Raw genomic sequence first — 23,071 nt, forward strand, 5'->3', positions numbered from 1 at the left:
GGCATCATCATACTATCAAAGCTCCTATCGTGGGAGAGGGGGTAGATCGAAGTGAAATAGAAAAATTTGTGCTCAATTTAAGATGAAATCTTGGCTAAAAAACTTTAGGGACGTTGCCTATAATTTCGATGAGTTTTTATGGAATTAATTGTTCTTCTAAAGTCGCGGAATAATAGGTTTCTTTGTATTAAATCTTCAAATTTATTTTTATACAATTCCTCATCGGCTTTTCTCTTATAGCGACTGGCCGAGCGAAGCGCCTTTCTAGGCTTCAAAATCTCGAACAATAGCTTATGGAATAAATTAGTCATTGGCATTGGGCGGCCTTTTCTTCAAGGGATAGCAGATTAAATTTAGTGCTTCAAGGCGACGGTTAATAATTTTCAAACGAAATCCCCTTTCTACCTAGAAGCTCATTGCTCCTGCGGCACCAATTGGGCTAAAATTAGTCTTTTTTCTTAAAGAGAACTAAATAAATTTCCGGATATGGTGCGTAATATTTGGACTCTGTGGCTCCCGGCAAATGGTATGTAAAAACCGAAGCTATTTCATTATAAAGGTTGAATCATGAAAGAATTATTTAAAGAAATTCTGAACGAAATCGGTGAAGATATTAACCGTGAAGGATTGCGCGACACGCCAGCACGCGCTGCCAACGCATTACGCTACCTGACGAAAGGGTATCAGGAAGAATTAAGCGATGTAATCAATGATGCCTTGTTTGAATCCGATATGAGTGAAATGGTGATCGTGAAAGACATTGAAATGTATTCGATGTGCGAACATCATTTATTGCCTTTTTTGGGGAAATGCCATGTGGGCTATCTACCGAATGGTAAAGTGATTGGCTTATCTAAAATTGCCCGCATTGTCGATTACTTTGCCCGTAGATTGCAAATCCAGGAACGCTTGACCAGTGAAATAGCCCACTGTATAGAAACCATTACTGGTGCCCGCGGTGTAGCAGTTGTCGTTGAAGCAAGACATCTTTGCATGATGATGAGAGGCGTGGAGAAACAAAATTCGGTGATGACCACTTCTGTGATGCTTGGTGAGATGCGCAGCAATTCAAGCAGCCGTATTGAATTTTTAAATTTGATTCGTTAGAGCCAGATAAATTTCACTTAAGCCAAAAGCCTTCTACAGGCTTTTGGCCGTCGGCTTTATCCACACCATCTGAGTTGGCCCAAATTTTTTCGAATATATCATTTAACTTGTGGATACGTCGTTAAAAAGCGGCCCAGTAAGCTGCGGCAATGCGGATGTCCATTTCGAAAATACATAAAAATTTTCTGACCGCAGCATTCCGCATGGTTTTTAGCAAAATTCCAAGCAATTCTAAATTTGGGATGGCCAAATTTGGCCTGCCAACGAAACAATTGAAATTTTCTATATTTTGATACTTCCAATTTTTTCTCGTTACTTAAAATATTGCAAATAACCTCCCAGAAAATGGGAAATTTCTCTAGTAATATTTTGGGGTATTACGGCAAAATTTGCTTTAACGTTCCATGCAGCAAGCCTTAACAAGAGAAAGGGTGGAACAAGGTGAACGTCAAATAAGACCTGTAGGCAAAGTTTGGTCAGATAAACAAGCGACGCGGGTGTGTAATTTTGATTATTTCGCAGGGATAATGCCACGAGCTTTACTCGTGGCATGCAGGGAAAAAGCTTTACCGTTATTCTTCTGAAGCCGGTTCTTCTGGCTCTGCTGCGTCTGCCGGAGCCTCTGCAGCTGCCTTTTCTTCAGGCTGCTTAACCGGAGCTGCTGGCTTGTCCTTCCACTCCAGTTTTACCCGGCCTTGCTTATCTACTCCGGCAACATACACTTCAATCTCTTGGCCTTCCTGCAACACATCTTCAACTTTTTGAGATCGCTCTGAGCATATTTGCGATATGTGCAGCAAGCCATCTTTGCCAGGGAGGAGGTTGATGAACGCGCCAAAATCAACAATTTTGCTCACCTTGCCACGGTAGGTTTGCCCTACTTCAATTTCCGCAACCAACGCTTTAATTTGGCGCTGTGCTTCTTCCAATGCATCGGCGTTAGGGGAAAACAATTGCACGACACCAGTGTCATCGATATCGATTGACACCCCTGTACTGTCAATCAAGCCTTTAATGGTTGCGCCACCTTTACCAATAATGGTGCGGATTTTATCTTCAGCCACTTTCATGGTGACAATTCTTGGGGCATGTTGCGATAACTCATCGCGGTGTTCTGCCAGTGCATTTTTCATCACATTAAGAATGTGCTTGCGTCCAGCCAGGGCTTGTTCAAGAGCCTGTTCCATGATTTCCTTGGTAATGCCGGTGATTTTGATATCCATTTGCAGTGCAGTAACCCCTGTATCGGTACCTGCTACTTTAAAATCCATATCGCCAAGGTGATCTTCATCGCCCAAAATATCGGTTAAAACTGCAAAACGCTCGCCGTCCTTGATAAGCCCCATGGCTACGCCCGCGACAGGCGCTTTTAATGGGACTCCGGCATCCATAAGAGCCAAACTGGTTCCACATACCGTAGCCATAGAACTTGAACCATTCGATTCCGTAATATCGGAAACAACGCGCAAAACATACGGAAACTCGCTGGCGCCAGGTAACACCGCTGCCAAACTGCGCCGGGCTAATCTTCCATGCCCGATCTCACGCCGCTTCGGACTGCCTACCATCCCCGTTTCACCGACGGAATAAGGCGGAAAATTATAATGCAACATAAAGCGCTCTTTGGTCTCGCCTTCCAATTTATCCAGCGTCTGAGCATCGCGCTCGCTGCCTAAAGTCGCGGCCACAATAGCCTGGGTTTCGCCGCGGGTAAATAAGGCAGAGCCATGTACTCGTTCTAAGAGACTGGTGCGGATGGCAATAGGTCTTACAGTTTTTAAATCGCGGCCATCGATGCGTGGCTCACCATCCAAAATACGGTTGCGTACAATATTCTTTTCAAGATTACTGATTAAACTGGCTGCCGCAGTTGCATCCAATTCTTCATATTCCTGCATTAAAGAAATCGTAATGTCTTCCCGCAATTCATTGAGTCGCTGGTAACGTTTTTGTTTGTCTTTCAGCAAATAAGCTTCAGTGATAGGTGCTTTCCCCAATGCTTCAATGCGAGCCAATAAAGATGTATCAATTTGCGGCGCCGACCAAACCCAGGCAGGTTTACCGGCTTCGACAGCCAATTCCTTGATGGCTTTGATTACATCTTTCATCATTTCATGACCGTATAACACGGCACCCAGCATAACTTCTTCACTGAGTTCACGTGCCTCTGATTCCACCATCAAAATTGCATTCTCGGTACCTGCAACGATGAGATCAAGTTCAGAAGTTTCTTGCTCTTTATAGCTTGGGTTCAGAGTATAAATACCGTCTTTGTAGCCAACGCGGGCTGCACCGATGGGGCCTTGGAAGGGCAAACCGGAAATTGCCAGAGCTGCAGAAGCTGCAATCATGGATACGACATCGGCTGGCACTTCGGGATTAAGCGACATCACGGTAGCGATAATTTGTACTTCATTGTAGAAATCATCGGGGAATAATGGCCTGATAGGACGGTCAATCAAGCGGGAAACCAGGGTTTCATGATCACTTGGCCGCCCTTCGCGCTTGTTAAATCCTCCTGGGATTTTCCCAGCTGCGTAGGTTTTTTCTTGATAGTTAACCGTTAGCGGGAAAAAATTATTTTTCTCGGCACCATTTTTATTACCAACGACGGTTACCAAAACTTGCGTACCATTCATGGTAGCAAAAATTGCGCCATCGGCTTGCCTGGCTATTTCTCCGGTTTCAAGCCGCAACGTGTGTTTTCCGAATTGTATTTCTTTTATATATTTAGCCACGTGAGTTACCTCTTAATTATTTCCTACAGAAGATTGTGATTAGGCAAGAGCTTTTATCATCCAGAACGCTGAGAAAGCATCCGGGCAAGATGCTTGATGAACATTCATTTGCTTTTAGAGACTTAACGAATTGCCAAAAGCTCATCGTATTTACTAACCTAAAAACCTCACAAAATAAGCTGCAGTTAGCATAGAAAAAAAAAGCGCAGAGTACTGCGCTTTTCTAGTTAAAAAACGTTCCTTGTATCAACCCCATACATTTGGTTGCTGATAATCAATAGGAATCTCGCAAACCAAGACTTTGAATTAAAGTAGAATAACGTGCAGGGTCTTTTCTTTTCAAATATTTTAAAAGCTTGCGGCGCTTGTTTACTAATTCTTGCAAGCCAAGACGAGAGTGGAAATCTTTTTTGTGCTCTTTAAAATGCGCGGTCAAATAATTAATACGACCGGTCATCAGAGAAACTTGCACTTCAGGTGAGCCTGTGTCTTGATCGGCACGTTTGAATTCATTGATAATTTCTGCTTTTTGTGCGCTCGTTAGCGACATTGTTTACTCCTGGAAATAGGCTAAGTAATTTTTCAACCGATATTGTACAGCATTTTTAAAATTTTATTGCAAAAAACTTAATCCACAGGACAGGTACAATCAGTTTTCACAAAATTTAGCAAAAAAAACGAAGCTGTTCAACGTCTGTTTTTCAAAAGGTGGGATTTTACCAAGGTGAGAGCAGGGAAACAAGTATTAAAAATAGGTTTATTGTACGTTTATTGTATTGCATCGGCAGCTAACAAGCGTTTTACCTTTAATAATCCTTTGTCCTGAATTTCCCCCAATCCTAAAAACTGGGCATCCGTTTGCTGATACAAGCGTATGCACCCAGTGATGCGTTCAGCCGTGCCTATGATTTTTCCTTGTCGCAAGGCACCTACTTCTTCTGCCTGCAAGAATGATTTAGGTAAATGCCATACGGCGCGATCCATTGGTAATAAGCGTTGGCAAAGTTCGCTAGACGGTTGTGCATGCAAATTTTCCAAAGTATACATGGGTTCATCTTTAAACCCTAACGTATAAACCCGGTGCAATTGGGTCACGTGAGCTCCCGCGCCCAGCTTATCGCCCAAGTCTTCAATTAAATTACGGATGTAAGTCCCTTTGCTGCACAATACTTTAAGCTTGAATTCCACCCCATCAAAATGCAGAAGCTCAATTTCCTGAATGTGAATATCTCGTGGTTGCCGCGGGACTTCTATCCCCGCCCGTGCAAGCTTATAAAGCGGTGTCCCCTGGTGTTTTAAAGCAGAAAACATGGAAGGCGTTTGCTGCGTTGTCCCAATGAAAAATTTTAAGGCATGCTGCAATTCATCCAGTGGAATAGAAAAATCATTTACTACAGCAATCATTTCACCGGCAGTATCGCCAGTCGTGGTCTTAATGCCTAAACGCGCCGTCACTTCGTAACATTTATCAGCATCAAGCAAATATTGACTAAATTTGGTTGCTTCGCCAAAACAAACAGGCAACATGCCTGTGGCTAAAGGATCAAGGCTGCCGGTATGCCCTGCTTTTTTGGCATTATACAAACGTTTTACACGCTGCAACACGCCATTAGAAGTCAAACCCAACGGCTTGTTAACCAAGAGGATGCCATTTATGCTTTGCTTGTCTGTTTTATTCGTCTTCATCACTTGCAGGATTAACTTCGTCAATCAAACGGCTTAAGCGTTTTCCATACTCGATCGATTCATCGTAAACGAAATGAAGCTGGGGAACGGTGCGCAGCTTGATTGTCTTTGCCAAAATAGTACGCAAATAACTGGCTGCAGTATTCAAAATCAGCACAGTCTTTTCAGGCTCATGGTTTAATGCCGTGAAATACACTTTTGCATGGCTTAAATCCTTGGACACCTTCACAGCAGAAATCGTGATGAATTTAGGCAAACGCGGGTCAGTTACTTCCTGTTGAATAATATGCGCTAACTTGCGCAGGATTATCTCGGCAATCCGGTCTGTACGTTTAAAATCATTACTCATATTCTTTCCTTATCAACCACAGCGATTATGGGTTTTGCGCTGGATTTATATCCAGCGCCGAACGGGTTAATAAGTCATCATGCTTCGCGCTTGATTTCAATGGTCTCGTAGACTTCAATCAAATCGCCCGTCTTAACATCATTATAGTTTTTAACGCCGATACCGCACTCAAATCCCTGGCGCACTTCCGCCACGTCTTCTTTAAAGCGGCGCAAGGATTCAAGAGTACCTTCATAAATCACCACGTTGTTACGCAATACACGAATAGGATTATTACGCTTAATAGTGCCTTCGATGACCATGCAACCGGCGATAGCACCCAGTTTGGGTGAACGGAACACGTCGCGAACCTCGGCGACCCCGATGATTTCTTCTTTAAAGGTTGGCTCAAGCATGCCTGATAAAGCACCTTTTACTTGATCCACGATGTCGTAAATTACGCTGTAATAGTGCAGTGGCACACCTTCTACTTCGGCCAGACGTTTTGCCCCAGCATCGGCGCGCACGTTAAAGCCAATTAACAACGCATTAGAAGCTATAGCCAAATGCACGTCTGATTCTGTGATGCCGCCGACACCGCTGGCAATAATTTTAACATTTACTTCATCGGTGGAAAGCTTAACCAATGCATCCGCTATCGCTTCCACAGAGCCTTGCATGTCAGCCTTCAGTACCACATTTAAAATTTTCGTCTCAGCTGCATTCATGGTGTCGATGATGCCTTCCAGAGAAGCTTTTTGACGCTTGGCCAATTTTACATCGCGGAATTTACCTTGACGGAAAAGCGCAACTTCACGCGCCCTTTTTTCATCAGGAACAACCAAAGCTTCATCACCAGCATGGGGAATGGCAGACAAGCCCAATATCTCTACCGGCATGGAAGGCCCTGCCGATTCAACCGGCATGCCGTTGTCGCCAACCAAAGCACGTACGCGTCCATATTGCAGTCCAGCCAATAAAATATCGCCTTTGTGCAGAGTACCATTTTGCACAAGCACAGTGGCAACTGGACCACGTCCCTTATCCAATCTGGATTCAATCACTACCCCTTTGGCTGCGCCATCAGTGTGCGCAGTTAATTCAAGAACTTCTGACTGCAATAAAATCGCATCCAATAACTCGTCCACACCCTGGCCAGTTTTTGCAGAAATGTTTACGAACATTGTATCGCCACCCCAAGCTTCGGGAATCACTTCATAATTGGACAATTCATTCATCACACGCTCAGGATCAACCCCCGGTTTATCCATTTTATTCACGGCAACGATCATAGGGACTTTGGCAGCTTTCGCATGTTGGACTGCTTCGATGGTTTGTGGTTTCACACCATCATCTGCCGCCACAATTAAAATTACAATGTCGGTTACCTGGGCGCCGCGGGCACGCATTGCGGTAAACGCAGCATGACCCGGCGTATCCAGAAATGTGATATTTCCTTTCGGTGTATGCACGTGGTAGGCACCGATGTGCTGAGTAATACCACCTGCTTCACCGGCAGCTACTTTTGTACGGCGGATGTAATCGAGCAACGAAGTCTTTCCATGATCGACATGTCCCATGATCGTTACCACAGGTGCGCGCGCTTCTTCATGACTTCCTTTACTCAATACATCGCCGAGATTTTGCTCAATGGCATCTTCTTTAAGCGGTCGCGGAATATGCCCCATTTCTTCAACTACGATGATCGCTGTCTCTTGATCGATAACTTGGTTAATGGTCGCCATGGCACCAAGACCTATCATGACTTTAATCACTTCGGCGGCCTTAACAGACATACGTTTTGCAAGTTCTGCGACTGTAATGGTTTCAGGGATGGATACTTCCCGGACAACAGGCATGGTAGGCATTGCAAATCCATGCGTCAAAGCTTCTTCTGCCTCGCGATATTTATCGGATTTTTCAGTTTTGCGTTTCTTAGGCTTATGGCGTTTTGGCACCATTAAATCATGTTCAGCGTCATCGTGAATAACTGGCTGGTATTTGCTTTTTTTCTTGCCTTTTTTAAAGTCGCTTTTTTCAGCCTTGTCTTCAAAATCATTTTTAGGCGCTTTTTTCTTCGCTTTCTCAGCTTTACTTTCTTCAGGCGAAACAGGTTTTTCTTTTTTCTCAGCAACATGGCCAGGAGCCGCAGCAGCTGTTGCAACCACTTCCTCAATGTGGTTTTCACCCGTTGCAGAATCAGTTTCACCAGCTTGAACTGGCGCCTCGTCATCTGCCTGCACGGGGCTTTGCTCTTCGCCCATCACGGGTTCTTCTACAACCTCCGCTTCAGGAGTAACTGTAGCAGTTTCCTCCAAGGGAACTTCAAGTTCCACTGCTTGTTCTTCCACCTCAGATTCTGCTGTTTGCTCCAAGAGGCTTCTTTTGACGTAAGTTTTCTTTTTTCTTACTTCAATGTTTACTGTTTTACCACTATGCGAGTCATGACCTAAAGTCACTTGTGAGACGCTTTTGCGTCGCAAAGTGATCCGCTCGGGAGCGGTACGTGCTTCGTTGCTGCCTTTTAAATGATTTAGCAATATCCGTTTTTGTTCTTCGTTTACGGTTTGCTCATCATTGGTAAAAGATAATCCAGCTTCTTGCAACTGGTTTAGTAAGCGCTCAACAGGGATACCCACGACTTGTGCTAATTGCTTAACCGTTACATCCGCCATAATTTAATCCTCATCCAGCCATCCATCGGGATCGCTCTTACGTTCTAAATTCTTAAACATTAAGTTTATGCTAGCCATGTTCTAGTCTGGATAAAAATGAGCTCTTGCGAGCAGTAGCACTTATTTTCACCTGCAATTTTTAGAACCTGGCATTACTGCACAACTTACACCTTTGGTGCTCATGCTTTATTCTGATGAAACCACGGTTCCCGTGCTTTCATGATCAATGCACCTGCTTTTTCTTCTGTAATTCCTGCTATTTCCAGAAGTTCATCGACTGACTGTTCAGCTAAATCGTCCAAAGTCGTAATACCTGCTGCGGCAAGGCGTTCAGCTAACTCTTCCGTCATTCCTTCCAGTGCCAAAAGCTCGGAACTAACGGTGTTTTGCCCAGAAGATAATGCTTGCGTCAACAAGTTATCATTAGCGCGGCTGCGCAATTCTTCGACGATTTCTTCATCAAATTCGTTAATGGCTAGCAATTCTTCTTTCGGTACATAGGCAACTTCTTCCAAAGAAGAAAATCCATGTGAAACTAAAAGCAGCGCAATTTCTTCGTCTATATCCAGGGCCGAAGTAAATAATTTTATAATTTTAGTTGATTCTGCCTGACTTTTATCTTCAAATTCTTCAACCGTCATGACATTAAGCGTCCAGCCGGTTAATTGGCTGGCCAAACGCACGTTTTGCCCATTGCGGCCAATGGCTTGCGATAATTGATCCTTTTGTACAGCCAAATCCATAGCATGTGTATCTTCGTCGACAACAATAGATGAAATGTCTGCAGGTGCCATGGCATTGATAACCAATTGAGCCGGATTATCATCCCAGAGGATAATATCAACACGCTCGCCGCCCAATTCACTGGAGACAGCTTGGACGCGAGCACCACGCATGCCCACGCAAGCACCAATTGGGTCGATGCGGCCATCATTCGTTTTGACAGCAATTTTTGCGCGGCTACCGGGTTCGCGCGCAGCTGCTTTAATTTCAATGACGTTTTCGCCAATTTCAGGTACTTCAATTCTGAATAACTCGATAAGCATTTCTTTACGAGTACGGCTCACCATTAATTGCGGGCCACGGGCTTGTTCAATGATATCATACAGATAAGCGCGCACGCGGTCGTTAGGCCGGAACATTTCTTGCGGAAGCATTTCCGTCCTCGGCATAAAAGCCTCAGCCTTTCCACCCAAGTCAATAATAATATTATCGCGCGTAACTTTTTTCACCGTACCGTAAACAAGCTGTCCCAGTTTACTCATAAACTGTTCCACAACTTGCCGACGTTCAGCTTCGCGTACTTTTTGTGCGATAACTTGTCTTGCTGTTTGGGCAGCTATACGTCCAAACTCAATGGAAGGCATTTGCTCTTCAATGCGACCACCTATTTCAATGCTGGGGTTGCGCTCTTTAGCTTGCACCAAAGTCAATTCACGGTCAGGGAATTCAACGTCCTCGTCTTCGGCAACCACATCCCAATAACGAAAGGTTTCATACTCGCCAGTCCGCGGGTCAAGCTTCACTCGAACACCCAGTTCCATCCCATAAAGCTTCCGTGTTGCTGATTCTAAAGCAGCTTGAATTGCCTCAAGAACAACTTCTTTCCGTACCCCTTTTTCATTGGATAACGCCTCAGCAACTAATAACAATTCTTTGCTCATTGTTCGCCTCACTAGACTGTCAAATTTGCTTTCGCAACATTAGAAAAAAGAAACTCCTGGGCTTCATCATCAATGGTTAACACCAAACGGGTTTCGTCTGCTGATGTAATAATCCCAGTGAATTTTCTTTGGCCGGCAACAGGTTTAAATAATTTAATTTGAACGCCTTGGCCTAGATAATTTTGGTATTGCCAACTGTGGAATAACGGCCTTGGTATGCCAGGAGATGATACTTCCAAACTGTAATTACCAGGTATTGGATCTTCAACGTCGAGAAGGGCACTGACTTGGCGACTGACCCGTTCGCAGTCTTCGATACCAATACCATTGTCATGATCAATGTAAACGCGTAAGAGCGAATGTTTACCCTGTGCAAGATATTCACATCCCCACAGTATATATCCCATATCTTCTATGGTCGGTGTAATTAGCTGTTCAATTTCGTCTTGTTTCATACACATCTCATAGTTAATGACATCCTTGTTACTTGCCCAAGTAAACTTATACGCTCATCTGAAAAGATCCTTTACTTATGAAGGTGTCAAGCCACTGCGAGGGATGCAAAGTCCATCACCTGATTTCATCTTATGCTGAATGTGAAAATTGCTATGATTCAAATCTGTTGCAAATGCACATAATAAAAAACCCCATAAATGGGGTTTGTTTTATAGTGGTAGCGGGGGCAGGATTTGAACCTACGACCTTCGGGTTATGAGCCCGACGAGCTACCAGGCTGCTCCACCCCGCATCAACTGAGGCCAATTATACGCACGACTGGCTCATTTAGCAAGTCATTCATCAATAAATAATAAAATTTCTCTTTGATCCCAGACCCTTGTCCAATTATCTAGCAAATGCATTGACACATGCTGCAATCAACGCACCAGGAAATATGCCGAAATATAAGAGCGCCAAGCAATTGACAGAAAACACAGCTTTAGTAGCAGCCGATACAGTAATGGGCGCCGGATTTTGTGCATCATCAAAATACATAACTTTAACGATCCGCAAGTAATAAAATGCACCGATAACAGCGAACACCAGGCCTAAAGTAGCAACCCAGGTTAAATGCACATCGACCAAAGCTTTCAACACTAATAATTTGGTAAAAAAGCCAACGGTCGGAGGCACGCCGGCCATGGAAAACATGACTACCATCATCATAAAGGCAAGCCAGGGATTGCGCTTGTTTATCCCTTTTAAATCATCGATTTGCTCAATTTCCAAGCCTGAACGCGACATCAGGATGATCATGCCAAACGCGGCGGCAGACATAAGCACATAAACCAATACATAATACAATGCAGCAGCATAACCTTCGGCCGTTGCCGCAAGAATGCCAAACAGCGCATAACCTACATGTGAAATGGCTGAATACGCTAACATGCGTTTGATGTTTGGTTGCGCAATGGCAAGCAGATTTCCTATACCTACAGAAAATAAAGACATGATAAGAATTAACTGCTGCCATTGGGCGCTTAAGTCGACTAACCCTAAGGTAAGCAAGCGAAATGCCATGCCGACTGCTGCAATTTTAGGTGCGGTACTGACAAACAAAGCGACGGAGCTTGGCGCACCCTGATAGACATCCGGAGCCCACATATGAAATGGGACAGCAGCCAATTTAAATCCTACGCCTGCTATGATGAATACCAGTGCAAAAGACAACATGCCGCTTTCCTGCCGCCAGTTTGCTGCAATCGCATTAGCAACTTGTAATAAATCCAGTTTACCGGTAGCTCCATACACAAGCGAAATGCCATACAGCAACATGCCGGAAGCTATGGCGCCCATGATAAAATACTTCATCGCTGCTTCCGAAGCATCGCTGTTGTTGCGGCGAATCGCCACCATGGCGTATAAAGGCAGAGACAAAAGCTCCAGTCCCAAATATATCGTCAGCAATGAGTGAGCCGATACCAAAGTCATCATTCCCAAAGTCGAAAAAAGCCCGAGAATGTAATAATCACCAGTTGGAATTTGCCTTTCCTTAATGTAGTCCCTTGAATAAAAGAAGCACAAAAAGACAGATATATATATAAAGAGCTTCATTAACTGAGCTGCATCGTCGCTAATAAAAAGGCCCTGAAAGGCTAAAATTTGAAACTGCCCCACGAAGACAAAACTGACTATGGCTGCCAGTAGTAATCCGGCACTGGCGCAAAGAAAAACGATAGCTGGAAAGCGGCGGCTTATGAACAGCTCACCGAGTAAAGCCACACATGCTGTTACCAAAATGATCATTTCTGGTAAAGCGACATGAATGTTATTCAATAATTCAACCATTTCAATTAGCCTTCATTAGATGCGAAAAGTTACGACGCTTACAACTTGGATTTTTCTGCCTGAGCTAAGGTATAACTTACCGTATGATGTACATAATCCACCATTGGTTTAGGGTAAACGCCAATGACAATAACCATGAATGCCAATAAAGCGTAAGCGCTAAACTCAAAACCGGAAAGATCCTTCAATTCCGCCACTTGCTCATTGGCTACTGGGCCAAATATTACCCGCTTATACAGCCACAAAGTGTAGGCCGCGCCAAGAATTAATGTAGTAGCAGCCCAAAAGGCGACCCAAAAACCAGCTTTCATGCTGCCAAGGATCACCATGAACTCACCGACAAATCCAGACGTTCCTGGCAACCCGGCATTAGCCATGGCAAACAACATGAAAAATGAGGCAAATACCGGCATCGTATTGACAACACCGCCAAAATCCTTAATTTGCCTTGTATGCATGCGCTCATAAAGATAACCTACCCCAGCGAACATTGCGCTTGAGATAAACGCGTGTGAAATCATTACAACAATAGCCCCTTCCAAAATCAGGCCTGCATTTTGCAATCCGCCGTTTTTAGCAATGGCGAATATGGCAAAGCATCCTAAGGTGACAAATCCCATATGCGAAATGGAAGAGTAAGCAATTAGCTTTTTCATATCGCGCTGAATGATTGCGACCAAACCAATATAAACTACTGCAATCAACGACAAAGCCACCATGAGCGGTGCATATTGATTACATGCGTCCGGAACAATAGGCAGTGAAAAGCGAATAAACCCATATGCGCCCAATTTTAATAAAATGGCTGCCAAAACAATTGAACCGCCAGCTGGCGCCTCGGTATGCGCATCGGGCAACCAGGTATGCACCGGGAACATGGGCACCTTGATAGCAAAACCTAAGAAAAATGCAATGAATATCAAAGTTTGCGCAGTCATCCCCAATTTAACTGCATACAATGTTTCTATTTTGAAGGTGCCTGCCAAATATCCCAGATATAAAAAGGAAGCAAGCATGAGCACAGAGCCAAGAAATGTATATAAAAAGAACTTGATAGCAGCATAGACGCGATTATCAGAACCCCAAATCCCGATGATCAAATACATAGGGATAAGAGTTGCCTCCCAGAAAATATAAAACACAATGGCGTCCAGAGCAGAAAACACACCGACCAACAAGCCCTGCATGATTAAAAAAGCCGCCATGTATTGGCCTATACGCTTTTTAATACTGTCCCAGGTAGCCAAGATGACAATTAAATTGGTAAAGATAGACAAAATAATTAAGAGAAGAGACAGACCATCGATACCCAGGCTGTAACGAATTCCCAAAGCAGGCATCCACGCCATGTCTTCTACAAATTGCATACCTGGTGAATCAATATCAAAGCCAGCCATTAACGGAATACAAATCAGCAAGGTTAAGATAACCGTAAATAAAGATAAATACCGAGATACATTCGGATTGTTATCATCACCAGTTAGAAAAACAAACACCCCGCCTATGATGGGTAACCAAATCAACAAATTGAGCAAATGATGCATACTCTTACCTTATTTTTAGCCCAGGTTACATAACCCTAAATCGCAATACTTAGCCGAGCAATAACCAGCAAAGGAATCCAAACAACCCCAGTACCATTACTGTAATGTAATGATATAAATATCCGCTTTGTATTACCCGGCTTTTCACAGCCAACCATTTCACTGTTTTAGCCGAACCATTTACAATCATGCCATCAATCAGTTTTTGATCGCCGATGCGGTAAAACATTTGACCCAATGTTTTTGAACCTTTTACAAAAACCACATCGTTGAATGCATCAAAACCATATTTATTTTTAAGAATCTTATAAACCCAGGAAAAAGTGCGGGCGAACACGGCAGGGATAGTTGGAACTGCTACGTACGCCACCCAGGCCAGCAACACACCGCTTAATGTCAGCCAAAACACGGGAGAAACGAAAGCATGCGCGATAGCTTCCCAAGCCGAAACCCCTTCTTCGGCAATTTTTGCCAACACATCGTATTGCGGCAAGACAAATAGCGAGCTTTTTAGCAAAGGATTGGCAGCAAACAACATAGGCATATACAAAATGAAGCCCAGGATAATCGAAGGGATAGCTAAAATAACCAGAGGCAACCAAACTACCCAAGGCGATTCATGGACGTGAGACCAAGTATGCTCATCCATGCGCGGCTTACCGTGGAATGTCATGAACAAGGCGCGGAATGAATAAAGTGCGGTAACCATTGCTCCGGCAGCGACACAAAAGTAAGCATAAGCACTTCCTGGAATTTCTGATAATTGCGCCGCTTCAATAATCGTATCCTTGGAATAAAATCCGGCAAATGGAGGAATTGCACAAAGTGCCAAAGTACCGATTAAAAAAGTTAGATAAGTAATCGGCATTTTTCGCCACAAACCACCCATTTTACGCATATCTTGCTCATGGTGCATGCCAATGATAACGGAACCGGCAGCCAAGAATAACAATGCTTTGAAGCATGCGTGGGTCAGTAAATGAAAAATACCCGCACTGAATGCAGATGCACCCATAGCAACCATCATATAGCCAAGCTGCGACAGGGTAGAATAAGCGACAACCCGCTTAATATCATTCATCACCAACGCTAATATGCCAGTAAACAAAGCGCCTGTGGCTCCAATTACTAGTACTACGCTCAAAGCCGTCATCGAATATTCAATCATGGGTGAAATGCGCGCGACCATGAATACACCAGCGGTCACCATGGTAGCGGCATGGATAAGAGCTGAAATAGGAGTAGGACCTTCCATGGATTCGGGCAGCCATACATGCAACGGAACTTGTGCAGATTTACCCATAGCACCAACAAACAGCAACAAACAGGTTACGGTGATAACCGACCATGGATGTCCGGCAAATACTTCCATGCTTTCATTAGCCAGGGAACTTACACCATTAAAGACAGTTGCATAATCCAAACTGCCTGTGTAAGCCAGCACTAAACCAATACCGAGAATGAAACCAAAATCACCGACACGGTTCACCAAAAACGCTTTTAAATTGCCTTGGATTGCCGATTCCTTTTCATACCAGAACCCGATGAGTAAATAGGAAACCAACCCCACGCCTTCCCAACCAAAAAATAATTGCAGGAAGTTATTGGCAGTAACCAGCATCAGCATCATGAAAGTAAATAAGGAAATATAACTGAAAAAACGCTGATAGCCGCTATCGTCCGCCATATACCCTATGCTGTAGATATGCACCAGCAAGGATACAAAAGTGACGATCACCATCATCACGACGGTAAGGGGATCAATTAAAAAACCGATGTTGAAACTGTAAGGGAATAAAGCTCCACCATTCGCCCAAGTGTACAAATTCATATTCAGTGCAGGAGCTGCTCCTGTAAGAATCATGTAAGCGATATAAAGGGATAACACGAGAGAAAGGGCAACACCGACTATGGTAACACTATGGGCTCCAGAGCGGCCAATTTGTTTACGCAAAAAACCAGCAACCACACTACCGAATAAAGGTGCCAGAACAATGATCACACAGCACTGTAAAATACTCACGTTGTTACCCTTTTAAATGGTTCATCTTGTTTACATCAATATTGCCGCGGTTACGGTAAAGCAACATCACAATGGCCAAACCGATTGCCGCTTCTGCCGCTGCTACGGTCAGAATAAAAAAGACAAAGACTTCGCCGGCCTGGCTGCCATAATAATGCGAAAAAGCCACAAAATTAGTGTTTACAGCAAGCAGCATTAATTCAATGCAAACCAGCAATAAAATCACGTTGCGGCGATTGAGAATAATTCCAATTAAACTCAGCCCAAATAAGATAGCACTTAGTATCAAGTAATGTGTAACCGGTATCATGCAGAATTCCCCAAGGATTAATTCTCATTGTTCAATCAAGAAACTAACTTTATTAAAAGCTTACGTATTTTCTGGCTTCATTTTAACCAACTCTAGCCGGTCTTCAGGTCGAGTCATGATTTGGCGAACGACATTCTGCTGCTTCGAGCGCATGGGACGGCGATGCACCAAGGTGATGGCTGCAACTATGGCGACCAGCAAAATAACTGCAGCAATTTCAAAAGCAAACACATAATCGGTATAAAGCACCATGCCCAAGCTTTCGGTGTTTGAAATATTTTCGGGCAATGCATCTCCCGCAGGCACCAGGCTTTCATTAACCACACGGTCTACCGCTACTGACATTTCAACACCAGTTTGAAACGCACCCTGCGGGATAGCAACCCATAAAAGCGCAACCAGCAAGGCCACTAGCATTAAACCAAAAGGCAAATATTTCATGAAATGAGCCTTCATGGATTCTATGTCGACATTAAGCATCATGACCACAAACAGGAAGAGCGTCATGACTGCTCCTACGTAAACGAGCACCAAAATTAAAGCCAAGAATTCCGCGCCCGCTAGCATCCATAAAACTGAACTTAAGATGAAGGTGAGCACCAGAAAAAGCACACAACGTACCGGATTATTTTGCGTAATCACCATTAGTGCTGAAAATATAGACATTCCAGCAAAAATATAAAAAACCCATTGCAGCAATGATTCGTGCATTTTTTTACCTCATTTATCGGTATTTTTCGTCGGCTTTTCTATCTGCAGCCAATTGTTTTTCCATTAAGTCGCCTACAGCAAGCAATTTTTCTTTCGTCATGATATTTTGGCCACGCTCTGTATAGTGATAATGTTGAATAGGCGTAACTACGATGGAATCAACCGGACAAGATTCTTCACACAAACCGCAATAGATGCATTTAAATGTATCAATATCATATCGGGTGGTGCGGCGTGAGCCATCTTCCCGGGGCTCTGACTCAATTGTAATTGCCAATGCCGGACAAACTGCCTCGCATAATTTACATGCAATGCAGCGTTCCTCGCCGTTTGCATAGCGGCGCAGAGCCAACAACCCGCGAAAGCGTGGAGAAATCGGCGTTCTTTCCTCAGGGAATTGCACAGTAATTTTTTTCTTGAAGAAATATTTGACTGTTACTCCCAATCCAACCAAAAGCTCTATCAGTGTAAAACTGCGGATATAGTGCTTAATGTATCGATATGCATTTTTCATTAGCGGCTCATTTGCTTTGTCAATACTTAAAATAATCTTTAAAACCAGGGCTTAACTTCTGCTATCACCATCAAGGCTGTCACAATAACCCAGACGATAGTGACAGGAATGAGTACTTTCCAGCCCAAGCGCATCAATTGATCATAACGGTAGCGGGGAAATGTTGCCCGAATCCATAAATAAACAAATAAAAAGAATGAAATCTTCAGCAAAAGCCAGACAATCCCGGGAACAAAGAAGAAGATGTCATTTAAAAATGGGATGCCTTCAAAAGGCGACAACCAACCGCCGAGGAACAAAACGCTGATGATGGTTGAAATTAAAATCATGCTTGCATATTCAGCCAGGAAAAACAGGGCAAAGCCTATCGCAGAATATTCAACGTGAAAACCAGCGACGATTTCAGATTCACCCTCGACCAAATCAAAAGGCGCGCGGTTGGTCTCAGCAATGCCGGCTATCCAGAATGCCATGAACAAGGGCAATAATGGCAGGAACCACCAGTGCAAGATACCGCCCTGTTGTGAATAAACAATTTCCGAAAGATTCATGCTACCGGCAGCAAGCAATACTCCCACCAGTGCAAAACCCATCGAAATTTCGTAAGAAACCGTTTGTGCCGCACTGCGTAAAGCGCCGAGCAAAGCATATTTGGAATTTGAAGCCCAGCCGGCAATTAACACGCCATATACGCTGAGTGAACTCATCGCAAATAAAAACAATACGCCGGCGTTTATATTGGCCAGAACCATACCTTCCTGAAAAGGGACGACGGCCCAGCTTGCCAATGCAGGCGCTAAAGAAAGCAATGGGGCAATAATAAAAAGGTATTTATTAGAACGAGTAGGTATAATAATTTCTTTGCAAATCAACTTAATAAGATCAGCAATAGGTTGTAATAAACCGCGGAATCCGACACGGTTAGGACCCACACGCACCTGGATATAACCGATAACCTTGCGCTCAGCGTAAATCAAATAAGCCACAGCCAGGAGCAATGGTACAACAATTACCAAAATTTTAATTATAATCCACAGCAATATGCCGATATCTTGTAGCATGTTTTTACCTTAGCGCTTGATAGTTATTGCAGCAAAAGCATGGCCTAAATCTGCTGTTTCAGGCATTGCATTTGCTACCCAGACAACATCGGGGGCCATGCGCTCATCGCGTTTAAGCGGCAATGTTATCTCAATATCTCCCTGAGATACAGTAGCCGTTTCATCTAATTTAAGCTTATCTGCAGTTTTCGGATGAATATGAATGCAGGCAGATTCTGCGGCGGCGCATTCTTGCAATGCCAGCGCATGGCGCACAATTGCATCGCAGCGATACAAAGGCCACTCGCCCACGCGGACCAATTGCTCTTGTGCTTGCGGCAGAGATTCAGGATAAAACGGCGTATAGCGGGTTTCTAACATCATGTCCGCCTGCTCTTTGATTTCTTTTAGCACATCTTCTGAGGAAAGGTAATCAAAATCTCTTACGTGTAAAAGATTACCTAGCACGCGCAGTATTTTCCAGGCAGGACGCGATTCACCGTGGGGTGCTAAAGCACCTTTTACGGTTTGCCAAGTGTGATCCACATTAATATAAGTTCCTGACGTTTCTGCATAGGGCGCTATCGGCAAAATTACATCTGCATAATCCTGAATGGCTTCATTCTGAAAAGCGCTCATCACTACGACAAATTCGGCAGCCAACATGGATTGCCGCGTACGATATGGATTGTCAAAATCAAAAGCAGGTTCTGCAGCCATTAGAAAATAGCCTTTTAACTTGGCATTTAGTGCCATTTGCACATCCAATCCTGCAGGTTCACTCATTTTCGCAGCTGCAGCGCGATGTGGCAGCATACCGGCCAGCCATGCACCAGCACTGTTAGCGCCCGTGGTTAAACGCAACACTCGTACCCCGCCCATGGTTTCCAAAATATGAACCAAAGTGCGCAACAAAGAAGCATCCGGATGGTTTTCACAAATAGCACCGGTGATTATCGCTGCATTAGGCTGCCTAAGTGCATGCGCCAGGGTATGCACCTTTTCATCCGGAGTCAGGCCAATAATTAATTTTTGTACCTCTGCGGGCAATTCGCCGCGATCGCCTATCAAAGCGCTCACCAAGCTGGCAAGCTGCATGGGGATATCTTGCGGCGCCACAATGATTTTTTCCGCCACATCGAAGTGGTAATCATAATCCATGACATTGATGGCATAGATTTTTCCACCATTGCGAAATGCTTTGCGTACCCGGATTCCTGCCAGAGGAACTTCGCGATCAATATTACAGCCTATTAGCAAAATGGTATTTTGGTTTTCAATTTCAGCATAACGTAATGAACTGGAGGGCATGGCCGCTTGCTGGTGTTGATCGCGGAAATCGCTTTGCTGTAAACGATGATCCAAGTTATGGACACCCAATTCACGCATTAATTTTTGCACAAGATAAAGCTCTTCCAGAGTAGATGAAGGAGATGCAAATGCAGCCATCTGCTCCGGCCCATGCTGCTTGATAACACGGCTCATTCCTTCTGCAGCAAATTTAAGAGCTACTTCCCAGTCTACCTGCTCCCACTGCCCGTCGCGCTTAATCATCGGGCGACTGGCACGGGCAGGGCTGTTTAATCCTAAATAACTGAAACGGTCGCGATCAGAAAGCCAAGTTTCATTAATCAATTCATTTTCTTTAGGGACTACGCGCATTAAATGATTGCGGCGCACATGCAAATGCACATTAGAACCCAGGCAATCATGGGGCGCTACACCTTCATGCTGTACCAACTCCCAAGGTCTGGCTGTGAACCGGTAAGGTTTTGACGTCAAAGCACCGACTGGACACAAATCAATGATATTTCCCGAAACTTCGGAAGTGATGCTGTGTTTGACATAAGTCCCGATTTGCATTTTTTCACCACGATTCGTGGCTCCCAATTCGCGAAGTCCTGCCACTTCATCACCGAAGCGAACGCAGCGCGTGCAGTGAATACAGCGAGTCATTTCAGTCGAGATTAATGGCCCAAGATCATCATCAGTAACTGCACGTTTGCTCTCGTCGTACTCTGAACCATCTGCACCGAATCCCATGGAGACATCTTGCAATTCGCATTCTCCACCCTGATCGCATATAGGACAATCCAAGGGGTGGTTGATTAAAAGAAATTCCATAACCGCTTGTTGTGAACGGATGGCTTCTTCGGATTTGGTGAATACTTTCATGCCATTGGTAATCGGAGTAGCGCATGCAGGCACTGGCTTTCGGCCATTTTCCACTTCAACCAGACACATACGGCAATTAGCAGCCACTGACAATTTTTTGTGGTAACAAAAACGGGGAATATAAATTCCAGCCTCATCAGCAACTTCGATGATCATTTTACCGTTTTCTACTTCTAATGTTTTTCCGTCGATTTCAATGGTGGCCATTATTAAACCTTCTTAAATAGACTTAACTTTACTCATTAATATTGGCTAGTGCCGTTGTATGCAGCATTATTGCTTTATACCTGATACTTATACATCAGTCTGTCCTGCGCCAAGCTTATTTCATCTTGCACAGCAGCAAATTTGATGGATTAAAAATGCAAGGGTTCCCCTGCACCAACAACACTTGATTGTTTATGTTTAATGAAATAATCAAATTCTTGGTAAAAATGTTTTACAAAGCTTTGTACAGGCCAGGCAGCGGCTTCCCCCAAGGCACAAATAGTACGCCCTTCGATGTTATCCGCTACATTAACCAATTTTTCTATATCACCTGGCTCGCCGTGTCCATGTTTGATGCGATGCAGCAAGCGCACCATCCAGCCAGTCCCTTCGCGGCAGGGAGTGCACTGCCCACACGATTCATCCATATAAAATTCGGAAATGCGGTAAAGAGCATCCACCATGCAAGTGGTCTCGTCCATAATAATGACAGCCCCTGAACCTAAGCCTGAACCTGCTTTCTGAATGCTGTCATAATCCATGTCCAAATTCATCATGACATCTCCGGGCAGTACCGGCATAGAGGTACCGCCAGGAATGACTGCTTTGATCTTGCGCCCTTCCCGTACGCCGCCTGCCAACTCCAACAATACTTTAAACGGGGTACCCAAAGGAATTTCGAAATTAGCCGGTTTGTTCACATGACCGCTGACGCTGAAGCATTTCGTGCCGCCATTGTTGGGTTTGCCCAAGTTTAAGAACCATTCGCCGCCTCTTTCCATAATCACCGGCACAGAGGCAAATGTTTCCGTGTTGTTAATGGTGGTCGGCTTACCATACAAACCATAATTGGCTGGGAACGGTGGTTTAAAGCGCGGCATGCCTCTTTTCCCCTCCAGGGAATTTAATAAGGCCGTTTCTTCACCACATATGTAAGCGCCTGCGCCTAAATGATTGTATAAATCAAAATCAAAACCGGAACCCAAAATATTTTTACCGAGAAGCCCTGCAGCATAAGCTTCTCTAAGAGCCGCTTCTGTGCGTTCGTAAGGCTCCCAGAATTCACCACGGATGTAGTTGTAACCGACTGTAGCACCCATTACATAACCAGCAATCGCCATGCCTTCAATCAATTGGTGCGGGTTTTTACGCAAAATATCGCGATCTTTGCATGTCCCAGGTTCGCCTTCATCCGAGTTGCATACCACGTATTTCTGGATAGGGGAATTGCGATTCATGAAACTCCATTTAAGCCCGGTAGGGAAACCGGCGCCCCCTCTTCCACGCAAAGCAGACCGTTTCAATTCTTCAATGATTTGCTGGGGTGGTGTCTGCTCTTGCAAAATCCGCCGCCAGGCGCTGTAACCACCCAGGCTTTGGTATGCTTCCAAAGTCCAAGGTTTCTCCAAATGGAATGTGCGGTAACAAACTTGATTTAATTCAACCATGACAACCACCTCTATCCGCCATGCACATGCTTAGCAACAATGGATATAATCTTGCATGCACTGGTATGTTCATTCACACGCCTCCAACACTTTGTCAATTTTTTCAGGCGTCAGATTTTCATGATATTCTTTGTTTACTTGCATCATGGGGGCATTTACGCAAGCACCTAAACACTCAACCGAGCGCAGCGTAAAACGACCATCTGCCGTAGTCTCACCCAGATTAATGCCAAGCTTCGCTTCTAAGTAATTTACTACCTTGGCAGAACCACATAGTTGGCAGGATATATTGGTGCAAACATTAAGCAGATGGCGGCCAACCGGTTTATGCTCATACATGGTATAAAAAGTAGCGACTTCATAAACTGCAATAGGTGGCATGTCTAAATAGTCAGCTATTGCGTCCATGAGTTCCTGAGTCAAGGATCCGTATTGTTCCTGAACAATGCGCAACGCGCTCATGACGGCTGATTGTTTTTGATCAGCCGGATATTTAGCAATCCAGGCATCAATCTCTTGCATGCGTTCACTGCTGAGTAGCCGCCGCAGTAATTTTTCTGAGTTAGCAGACATGTTCTAAACCTATCATTAAATAATTCTGTTTTAAGCCGTTAC

General features: G+C 44.2%; 17 protein-coding genes, 1 tRNA gene and 2 pseudogenes. 1 reads left to right on the forward strand and 19 read right to left on the reverse strand.

The genetic code is table 11. From position 1 onward, the window contains the following. Positions 1–567 precede the first annotated feature (567 nt). Positions 568–1,107 carry a GTP cyclohydrolase I FolE gene (gene folE, locus ELY11_RS06030; RefSeq protein ID WP_126953377.1) on the forward strand — a complete coding sequence of 180 codons (540 nt, stop codon included), beginning with the start codon at positions 568–570 and terminating at the stop codon, positions 1,105–1,107. Positions 1,108–1,679: 572 nt separating this feature from the next. On the opposite strand, the gene pnp is transcribed toward folE, so the two are convergent. From pnp to nuoE, 19 genes and pseudogenes are all read right to left on the reverse strand, one after another. Then, entirely contained in the window at positions 1,680–3,845 is a 2,166-nt protein-coding gene (pnp, locus tag ELY11_RS06035; protein ID WP_127032699.1) for a polyribonucleotide nucleotidyltransferase, read from the reverse strand. Between the two features lie 274 nt (positions 3,846–4,119). Next, positions 4,120–4,395, reverse strand: coding sequence for a 30S ribosomal protein S15 (gene rpsO, locus ELY11_RS06040; protein WP_126953379.1), 276 nt, complete (start codon positions 4,393–4,395; stop codon positions 4,120–4,122). A gap of 218 nt (positions 4,396–4,613) precedes the next feature. After that, entirely contained in the window at positions 4,614–5,531 is a 918-nt protein-coding gene (gene truB, locus ELY11_RS06045) for a tRNA pseudouridine(55) synthase TruB (protein WP_127032713.1), read from the reverse strand. Then, positions 5,518–5,880, reverse strand: a complete 363-nt coding sequence (gene rbfA / locus ELY11_RS06050) for a 30S ribosome-binding factor RbfA (protein ID WP_126953380.1) — start codon at positions 5,878–5,880, stop codon at positions 5,518–5,520. The genes truB and rbfA overlap by 14 nt, the downstream gene beginning before the upstream one ends. A gap of 77 nt (positions 5,881–5,957) precedes the next feature. Continuing rightward, positions 5,958–8,399, reverse strand: a pseudogene (gene infB, locus ELY11_RS06055) (translation initiation factor IF-2); the annotation flags it as partial. 42 nt (positions 8,400–8,441) lie between these two features. Further along, positions 8,442–8,534, reverse strand: a pseudogene (locus ELY11_RS12790) (translation initiation factor IF-2 N-terminal domain-containing protein); the annotation flags it as partial. A gap of 179 nt (positions 8,535–8,713) precedes the next feature. Further along, entirely contained in the window at positions 8,714–10,198 is a 1,485-nt protein-coding gene (nusA, locus tag ELY11_RS06060) for a transcription termination factor NusA (RefSeq protein WP_126953382.1), read from the reverse strand. A gap of 11 nt (positions 10,199–10,209) precedes the next feature. Then, entirely contained in the window at positions 10,210–10,653 is a 444-nt protein-coding gene (gene rimP / locus ELY11_RS06065; RefSeq protein ID WP_126953383.1) for a ribosome maturation factor RimP, read from the reverse strand. Between the two features lie 216 nt (positions 10,654–10,869). After that, positions 10,870–10,946 (reverse strand) — tRNA-Met (locus ELY11_RS06070). Positions 10,947–11,041: 95 nt separating this feature from the next. Further along, positions 11,042–12,484 carry an NADH-quinone oxidoreductase subunit NuoN gene (gene nuoN / locus ELY11_RS06075; RefSeq protein ID WP_126953384.1) on the reverse strand — a complete coding sequence of 481 codons (1,443 nt, stop codon included), beginning with the start codon at positions 12,482–12,484 and terminating at the stop codon, positions 11,042–11,044. A 38-nt stretch (positions 12,485–12,522) separates the two neighbouring features. Then, positions 12,523–14,028 carry an NADH-quinone oxidoreductase subunit M gene (locus tag ELY11_RS06080; protein ID WP_126953385.1) on the reverse strand — a complete coding sequence of 502 codons (1,506 nt, stop codon included), beginning with the start codon at positions 14,026–14,028 and terminating at the stop codon, positions 12,523–12,525. A 49-nt stretch (positions 14,029–14,077) separates the two neighbouring features. Further along, complete coding sequence (gene nuoL / locus ELY11_RS06085) at positions 14,078–16,051, reverse strand: NADH-quinone oxidoreductase subunit L (RefSeq protein ID WP_127032700.1); 1,974 nt, start codon at positions 16,049–16,051, stop codon at positions 14,078–14,080. A gap of 4 nt (positions 16,052–16,055) precedes the next feature. Next, the gene (nuoK, locus tag ELY11_RS06090; protein WP_126953387.1) at positions 16,056–16,361 is read right to left on the reverse strand and encodes an NADH-quinone oxidoreductase subunit NuoK; all 306 of its coding nucleotides are present in this window, start codon (positions 16,359–16,361) and stop codon (positions 16,056–16,058) included. 60 nt (positions 16,362–16,421) lie between these two features. Next, a complete protein-coding gene (locus tag ELY11_RS06095; protein ID WP_126953388.1) occupies positions 16,422–17,072 on the reverse strand; it encodes an NADH-quinone oxidoreductase subunit J in 651 nt (216 codons plus the stop codon). 13 nt (positions 17,073–17,085) lie between these two features. Further along, on the reverse strand, positions 17,086–17,586 hold the full coding sequence (gene nuoI, locus ELY11_RS06100; RefSeq protein WP_126953389.1) for an NADH-quinone oxidoreductase subunit NuoI: 501 nt from the start codon (positions 17,584–17,586) through the stop codon (positions 17,086–17,088). Between the two features lie 38 nt (positions 17,587–17,624). Next, a complete protein-coding gene (gene nuoH, locus ELY11_RS06105) occupies positions 17,625–18,647 on the reverse strand; it encodes an NADH-quinone oxidoreductase subunit NuoH (protein ID WP_126953390.1) in 1,023 nt (340 codons plus the stop codon). Between the two features lie 9 nt (positions 18,648–18,656). Next, positions 18,657–21,008: an NADH-quinone oxidoreductase subunit NuoG gene (nuoG, locus tag ELY11_RS06110; RefSeq protein WP_127032701.1), complete on the reverse strand. Its 2,352-nt coding sequence runs from the start codon at positions 21,006–21,008 to the stop codon at positions 18,657–18,659. 149 nt (positions 21,009–21,157) lie between these two features. Then, entirely contained in the window at positions 21,158–22,456 is a 1,299-nt protein-coding gene (gene nuoF / locus ELY11_RS06115; protein ID WP_126953392.1) for an NADH-quinone oxidoreductase subunit NuoF, read from the reverse strand. Between the two features lie 69 nt (positions 22,457–22,525). Further along, positions 22,526–23,029, reverse strand: coding sequence for an NADH-quinone oxidoreductase subunit NuoE (nuoE, locus tag ELY11_RS06120; RefSeq protein ID WP_127032702.1), 504 nt, complete (start codon positions 23,027–23,029; stop codon positions 22,526–22,528). Positions 23,030–23,071: the final 42 nt, after the last annotated feature.

Source organism: Legionella septentrionalis (genome assembly GCF_003989745.1).
GTDB classification, from domain to species: Bacteria; Pseudomonadota; Gammaproteobacteria; order Legionellales; family Legionellaceae; genus Legionella_A; species Legionella_A septentrionalis.